Origin of the sequence: Streptomyces catenulae (assembly GCF_000718015.1) — a bacterium.
Classification (GTDB): domain Bacteria; phylum Actinomycetota; class Actinomycetes; order Streptomycetales; family Streptomycetaceae; genus Streptomyces; species Streptomyces catenulae.
The window spans coordinates 154,826-161,528 of sequence record NZ_JODY01000031.1 but is presented as its reverse complement, the minus strand read 5'-3'; the positions used below and the strand labels follow the sequence as shown (position 1 = coordinate 161,528).

The following is a 6,703-nucleotide window of genomic DNA, read 5'->3' as shown; positions in this document are numbered from 1 at the left end:
GGGGGGCGGCGGGCGGGGGTGGCGGTGGGGTCGACGGTGGTGGCGCGGAGTTCGGCGACGAGGGCGGCGACGGCCAGCGGGCGGCGGGGGCGGGTGGTGATGTCCTGGGGGGTGGTGCCGAGTTCGGTGAGGAAGCGGGAGGGCTGGTCGCCGTCGTCGGCGGCGGATTTCACAGCGGTGACGACGAGGCGGTCGCGGGCGCGGGTGGCGGCGACGTAGAAGAGGCGGCGTTCCTCGGCGAGGAGGGCGCCGGGGGTGAGGGGTTCGGCGAGGCCGTCGCGGCCGATGCGGTCGGCTTCGAGGAGGGAGCCGCGGCGGCGCAGGTCGGGCCAGAGCCCTTCCTGGACCCCGGCGACGACGACGAGGCGCCATTCGAGGCCCTTGGCGCGGTGGGCGGTCATCAGGCGGACGGCGTCCTGGGTGGGGACGCGGCGGGTGAGGGTGTCGGCGGCGATGTCCTGGGCGGCCAGCTCTTCGAGGAAGTTGAGGGCGCCGCGGCCGCCGGTGCGTTCCTCGGCGCGGGCGGCGGTCTCGAAGAGGGCGACGACGGCGTCGAGGTCGCGGTCGGCGTTGCGTCCGGCGGCGCCGCCGCGGTGGGCGGCGCGTTGCAGGCGCTGTGGCCAGGGGGTGCCGTTCCACAGTTCCCAGAGGGCGGCTTCGGCGGTGCCGCCGGTGGCGAGGAGGTCTTCGGCGGCGCGCAGGAGCCGGCCGAGGCGTTGGGCGCCGCGGGCGTGGGCGGGGTCGTGGGCGACGAGGCGTCCGGGTTCGGCGAGGGCGCGGGCGAGGAGTTCGTCGGAGGGCCGGGGCAGTGCGGTCCCGGCGGCCCGTTCCTCCTCGCGCAGGGCCCGTCCGAGGCGCCGCAGGTCGGCGGCGTCCATCCCGCCGAGGGGTGAGGTGAGCAGGTCGAGGGCGGTTTCGGGGGTGAGGTGGGCGGGGGCGACGGTGGCGTCCGGGGCGGTCTCCGTGTCCGGTGCGTCCGGAGCGGCCTCGGCATCCGGTGCGCCCTCCGTGTCCGGTGCGTCCGTATCCGGTGCGGGCGCGTCCCCGGCCGTCGTGGCGGCGCGTCCCAGCGCGCCCTGGGCGGCCACCCGCAACGCCGTGAGCAGCGGCGCCACCGCGGGCTCGTGGCGGAGCGGGAGGTCGTCGCCGTCGATGTCGAGGGGGACGCCCGCCGAGGTGAGGGCGCGGCGGATGCCGGGCAGCGACCGGGCACCGGCGCGGACGAGGACGGCCATCTCGTGCCAGGGGACGCCGTCCTCCAGGTGGGCGCGGCGCAGCAGGTCGGCGATGGTGTCGAGTTCGGCGCCGGGGGTCGGGTGGGTGAGGACGTCGAGGCGGCCGCCGGGGCGGACGGCGGTGGGCTCGCGGTGGGCGCGGACGGTGGCGGCGGGGAGCCGGGTGAGCGGCATCCGGCGGGCCAGTTCGCGGGTGGCGGCGAGCAGGGCGGCGCGGGGGCGGCGGGCGGTGGTGAGCACCGCGACGGGTGCGGGGGTGCCGTCGCCGCGGGGGAAGGCGGTGGGGAAGTCGAGGATGCCGTTCACGTCGGAGCCGCGGAAGGCGTAGATCGACTGGTCGGGGTCGCCGAAGGCGAGGAGGGTGCGGCCGGGGCTACCGGGGGCGCCGCGGGTGGCGCCGGGTCCGGCGAGGGCCGTCAGCAGACGGAGCTGGGCGGGGTCGGTGTCCTGGTACTCGTCGACGTAGACGGCGTCGTAGGCGGTGGAGAGGCGGGCGGCGACGCCGGTGTCGGGGTCCTCGGCGAGGAGGACGGCGCGGTGGACCAGCTCGGCGTAGTCGAGGACCCCCTGGGCGTCGAGGACGTCGAGGTATTCGGCGAGGAAGGCGGCGGCGGCGCCCCAGTCGGGGCGGCCGGTGCGGCGGGCGAAGGCGGCGAGGGCGTCGGGGCCCAGGCCCAGTTCGCGGCTGCGGGCGAGGACGGCGCGGACCTCGTCGGCGAAGCCGCGGGTGGTCAGGCAGGCACGGAGTTCGTCGGGCCAGGTGACGCGGGCGCGTCCGGCGGCGGCGAGGTCGGCCTGTCCGGCGAGGAGTTCGCGGACGACGAGGTCCTGTTCGGGGCCGGAGAGCAGCCGCAGCGGTTCGGCGAAGAGGTCGGCGTCCTGGTGGGCGCGGACCAGGGCGTAGCAGAAGGAGTGGAAGGTGGTGGCCTGCGGGAGGGCGGTGGTGCCGAGGCGGGCGGCGAGGCGGTCACGGAGGGCGACGGCGGCCTTGCGGCTGAAGGTGAGGACGAGGATCCGCTCGGGGTCGGTGCCGCGGTGTACGCGGGCGGCGACGGACTCGACGAGGGTGGTGGTCTTGCCGGTGCCGGGCCCGGCGAGGACGAGGAGCGGTCCCTCGCCGTGCTGAACCACCTCGCGCTGCGCCGCGTCCAAGGCAGGAGGCTCCACGCTCCCCATGTCGGTCCGCACCAGGCGGTACGGGCCGGGGGCGTCCCGCCGCGACGCGCGGGGGTGCGGGCGTCGCGGTGTGTCGGAGAAGGAGGAGCTCACGTGGATCGCCGGTTCTGGTGGAGGTACGGGGTGGCGGGACGGACGGCGCGGACGGGGTGCGGAGGGTGACGGCGGCGCGGGGCCGTGGCGCCGTCCTGCCGGGTCCGTCCGGGCGGGCGGCGCCGCTTCCCGACGCTACGCGAGACGGCGGGCGGGGCGGTGGTTGTCCACAGGGCGGCCGCGGGCGGTGGGGGCGTGCGGGTTCAGGGGTGCGCCGGGCCGCCGTGGCGCCGGGTCCGCGGGGCCGGGCCGTCGGGGGCCGGGCGGCCGGCGCCGCGGCGGCGACCTGCGGCGGGGGTGTCGTCCCGGGGGCCGTCGGCGGCTGCGGGGGCGGCCGGTCCGGTGGGGAGCGCGCCCTCGGGGATCCCGGGGAGGTGGGTGAGGTCGACGACGTGCCGGGCGGTGGGGGCGGTGTCGGAAACCTCACAGTCGGCGGTGGGTCCGAGGGGGCCGTCCCAGCGGGCGCGGCGCATGTCGAGGCGGGTCGCGGAGCCGTCGGCGGCGGTGCGCAGCGGGGTGCCTTCGGCGCGGTAGTGGGCGAGGGCGCGGTGTTCGCTGCCGGGGAGCGGGGCGCCGTCCGCGCGGACCACGCGCCACCAGGGGACGGCGCCGCCGTAGAGGGCCATGGCGCGGCCGACCTGGCGGGGGCCGCCGGAGCCGCGGCCGTCGCGGTCCTGGGCGGCGAGGCGGGCGGCGATGTCACCGTAGGTCAGGACGTGGCCGGGCGGGATGCGTTCGGCCAGGCCGAGGACGCGTTCGGCGTAGTCGGGCAGCTCGGGTGCGGGGCGGGCGCCCTCCGGGGGCGGGCCGTCGTCCTCGGAGGGGTCAGGTGCGGTGCCGTCGCTGTGGCCACTCATTCGGTCCATCCTGCCGTACCCCACCGACATCGGCACGGGGCGCGCGGTGGGGGCCGTGGGGCGGTGGGGTGCGGCCTGCGGGCGGGCCCGGGATGGGGGAGGCTCGGGGCGGGTGGTGTGGCGGTCGCCGGGCCTCTTGCGGGGGCGCGGCTTCCGCTTCTCGCGGCCCCGAAAACCACCCTGATCCCCCCGGCCCCCGCACGGGCGTGCCACCATCTTCCGGGCGGTGACTGGTGAGACGTGAGCGAAATGCGACGTCCGGACGGCAGGGCGCGGCGCCTTCGCGGGTGGCGGATGACCCTGGTGTCCGGCAGCCGGGAGCCGCCGCCACCGTCCCGGGCGGCCCGGCGCCCAGGCGCCGGGCCGCCCGTCCGGCGGCGGATCAGGGGAAGCAGCAACGGAGGCCGTCCGCGGTCTCCGCGACCGAAAAGGCGAGCACGATCGAGAAGGCCGAACGACCCGGGGCGTCCGAGAGACCCGACGGGCCCGCACCGTGTGCGGGCGACGACGCGCAGCGGACGCCGCAGGGGCACGAGACGGGAGCCGGTGCGCAGCCGGACGTGGAGCACGCGGGGCCCGAGCGGCCCGCGGGCGCCGCGGGTGCGGCCGGTGGCGGGGACGCTGACGTGCCCCGGACCGGTTCGCACCTGGCGACGTGTGACAGCGCGGGGTGCGCGGGCGGTGAGCACGCGGACCGGGTGTCCGGTGACGAGCCGCTGCTGCCGGCGCGGGTGCACCGCCCGGCCGATCTGCTGCGGCTGCTGCTCGGCATCGCGGGGATCGCGCTGGTCCTGGCGCTGGCGGCGTTCGCGCACGCCACGACGCAGGGGCTCGCCGACGACATCGGCAAGGGCGCGGGCCAGGCGCCGCGGCTGCTGATCAACTTCGCGGGTCTTGCGTCGAGCGTGGCGGTGTTGATCGTCCCGGTGGCGTTCGCCGTCGAGCGGCTGATCAAACGCGACGGGCTGCGTATCGCCGACGGGGTGCTGGCCGCGGTGCTGGCGCACGGGGTGTCGCTGGCGACGGACCTGTGGGTCGCGGAGGCGGCGCCCGAGTCGATCCGGGCGGCGCTGACCCAGCGGATGCACGACGGGTCGCTGACCACGCCCGTCCACAGCTACCTCGCCCCGGTCATCGCGTACATGACGGCGGTGGGGATGTCCCGGCGCCCGCGGTGGCGGGTGGCGATGTGGTGTGTGCTGCTGCTGGACGCGTTCGCGGTGCTGGTGGGCCGGTACACCACGCCGTTCGCCATCGTCACGACGGTGCTGATCGGCTGGACGGTGGCGTACGGCACGCTGTACGCCGTCGGTACGCCCAATGTGCGGCCCACCGGGCAGCATCTGCTGGCGGGGCTGCGGCGGGTCGGGTTCCGTCCGGTGAGCGCGCTGCGCGCCGAGGACGTCGCCAACCCGGACCATCCCGAGCACTCCGACCGCGGGCGCCGCTATCTGGTGACGCGGGAGGACGGGCCGCCCATCGATGTGACGGTCGTCGACCGTGAGCAGCAGGCGCAGGGGTTCTTCTACCGGGTGTGGCGGCGGCTGTCGCTGCGCGGTATCAACCAGCGCCGCAGTCTGCAGTCGCTGCGGCAGGCGCTGGAGCAGGAGGCGCTGCTGGCGTACGCCGCGATCGCCGCGGGTGCCCGGGCGCCGAAGCTGATCGCCACCTCGGAGCTGGGCCCGGACGCGGTGATGCTGGTCTACGAGCACATCGGCGGGCGGCGGCTGGACGCGCTGGCGGACGAGGAGATCACCGATGCGGTGATGCGCAGTTCCTGGGAGCAGGTCGCGGCGTTGCAGTCGCGGCGGATCGCGCACCGGCGGCTGGTCGGTGACGCGCTGCTGGTGGATCGTTCCGGCAAGGTGACGCTGACGGAGCTGCGCGGCGGTGAGATCGCCGCGGGCGATCTGGTGCTGCGGATGGATGTCGCGCAGCTGCTGGCGACGCTGGGGCTGCGGGTCGGCGCGGAGCGGTCGGTGGCGGTCGCGGTGGAGGTGCTGGGTCCGGACGCGGTCGCGGACTGTCTGCCGCTGCTCCAGCCGATCGCGCTGAGCCGGACGACGCGGGCGACGCTGCGGCAGCGGGCCCGGGAGCGGTCGGCGCGGGAGCGGGAGGCGGTGCTGGAGCTGTCGCGGTCCGCGAAGGAGGCGCGCGAGCGGTTGGCGGCGTCCGGGCCCGCGGACCGCAAGCGGCTGCGGGCGATGCGGGCGCAGGCGAAGGCGGACGAGAAGCGGGCGCTGGACGAGGCGTCGGAGGAGGTGCGCGAGGAGGATCTGCTGGCGCAGATCCGGCGGCAGGTGCTGCTGATCCGTCCGACGGCGGTGATCGAACCGGCGAAGCTGGAGCGGCTGAGCCCGCGGATCCTGATCAGCTGGATCGCCGGTGCGTTCGCCGCGTATCTGCTGCTGTCGCAGTTGATGTCGCAGGTCGCCCACTTCAACCTGCTCGATGTGATCAAGGAAGCCCAGTGGGTGTGGGTGCTGGTCGCGATGGTGTTCTCCGGGACGACGTACATCGCGGCGGCGATGAGCCTGTTGGGCTTCGTCACCGAGAAGGTGTCGTTCGTCCGCACGGTGATCGCGCAGATCGCGGGGAACTTCGTGAAGCTGGTGGCGCCCGCCGCGATCGGCGGCGTGGCGCTGAACACGCGGTTCCTCCAGCGGGCGGGGGTGCGGCCGGGTCTTGCGGTGGCGAGCGTCGGCGCCTCGCAGCTGTTCGGGCTGGGCGCGCACGTCCTGCTGCTGCTGACGTTCGGCTATCTGACGGGGACGGAGAGCGGCGACGATCAGCTGTCGCCGTCCCGGACGGTCATCGCCGGGCTGCTGACGGTCGCGGTGCTGGTGTTGGTGGTGACGGCGGTTCCGGCGCTGCGGAAGTTCGTGGTGACGCGGGTGCGGTCGCTGTTCGCCGGGGTGGTGCCGCGGATGCTGGACATCCTCCAGCGGCCCGGGAAGCTGGTCACCGGTATCGGCGGGATGCTGCTGCTGACCGCGGCCAACGTGATGTGTCTGGACGCCTCCATCCGCGCCTTCGGCGGCGGCGACACGCTCAGTTACGCCAGCATCGCGGTGGCGTTCCTCGCCGGGAACGCGCTGGGCTCGGCGGCGCCGACACCGGGCGGTGTGGGTGCGGTCGAGGGCGCGCTGATCACGGCGCTGACGCTGGCGGGGCTCGGTGGGGACGTGGCGTTCCCAGCAGTGCTGCTGTTCCGGCTGATGACGTTCTGGCTGCCGGTGCTGCCGGGCTGGCTGGCCTTCACCCGCCTCACCCGCAAGGGCGAGATCTGAGGCACGGCCCGGCCACGGCGAAGGCGCCGCCCCGCGCGGTGCGGGGCGGCGC

General features: G+C 76.2%; 3 protein-coding genes. 1 reads left to right on the top strand and 2 read right to left on the bottom strand.

The features are described from left to right. On the bottom strand, nucleotides 1–2,504 hold a 2,504-nt coding region (locus tag IF23_RS0124665), incomplete at its 3' end, for an ATP-dependent helicase (protein WP_037679532.1). Nucleotides 2,505–2,707: 203 nt separating this feature from the next. Next, nucleotides 2,708–3,361: an MGMT family protein gene (locus tag IF23_RS35535; protein WP_342667933.1), complete on the bottom strand. Its 654-nt coding sequence runs from the start codon at nucleotides 3,359–3,361 to the stop codon at nucleotides 2,708–2,710. A 440-nt stretch (nucleotides 3,362–3,801) separates the two neighbouring features. Here IF23_RS35535 and IF23_RS0124655 point away from each other — a divergent pair, with 440 nt between their 5' ends. Beyond that, the gene (locus IF23_RS0124655) at nucleotides 3,802–6,651 is read left to right on the top strand and encodes a lysylphosphatidylglycerol synthase transmembrane domain-containing protein (RefSeq protein WP_425423883.1); all 2,850 of its coding nucleotides are present in this window, start codon (nucleotides 3,802–3,804) and stop codon (nucleotides 6,649–6,651) included. Nucleotides 6,652–6,703 lie beyond the last annotated feature (52 nt).

Bases quoted from the DNA above. Each gene is read 5' to 3' on its own strand.
- IF23_RS35535 (WP_342667933.1), bottom strand. From the start codon at position 3,361: ATGAGTGGCCACAGCGACGGCACCGCACCTGACCCCTCCGAGGACGAC.